Genomic DNA, 433 nt, shown 5'->3' on the forward strand with positions numbered 1-433 from the left:
CTAACCAGCTGAGCTACGTAGCCAAATGTACTGCTAATGTTACTTCACTTCAACAAATCTTCTACTATCAAGTAGATGGCTGGGGTACCTGGATTCGAACCAGGGAATGCTGGTATCAAAAACCAGTGCCTTACCGCTTGGCGATACCCCAACAGGACAACGAATTTTTCAGCATATGTTTTGAAATGGCTGGGGTACCTGGATTCGAACCAGGGAATGCCGGTATCAAAAACCGGTGCCTTACCGCTTGGCGATACCCCAATCACTACAAAACACTAACAAGCTTCGAAAAGCGATGTCAGACCGACAAGATGATATGGTGCGGGAGGCGAGACTTGAACTCGCACACCTTGCGGCGCCAGAACCTAAATCTGGTGCGTCTACCAATTTCGCCACTCCCGCAAAAAAGATGGTGGCTACGACGGGAATCGAA

The 433-nt window shown here is 48.7% G+C and carries 3 tRNA genes; all 3 read right to left on the minus strand.

Annotated elements, in window-relative coordinates:
• Positions 1 to 76: 76 nt before the first annotated feature.
• The 3 genes from H0248_RS21385 to H0248_RS21395 all read right to left on the minus strand — a co-directional run bounded on the left by H0248_RS21385 (position 77) and on the right by H0248_RS21395 (position 402).
• Positions 77 to 151: transfer RNA gene (locus tag H0248_RS21385), tRNA-Gln, on the minus strand.
• A 35-nt stretch (positions 152 to 186) separates the two neighbouring features.
• Positions 187 to 261: transfer RNA gene (locus H0248_RS21390), tRNA-Gln, on the minus strand.
• A 56-nt stretch (positions 262 to 317) separates the two neighbouring features.
• Positions 318 to 402: transfer RNA gene (locus H0248_RS21395), tRNA-Leu, on the minus strand.
• Positions 403 to 433: the final 31 nt, after the last annotated feature.

Source organism: Pectobacterium brasiliense (assembly GCF_013449685.1).
In the GTDB taxonomy this organism is placed as follows: domain Bacteria; phylum Pseudomonadota; class Gammaproteobacteria; order Enterobacterales; family Enterobacteriaceae; genus Pectobacterium; species Pectobacterium brasiliense_A.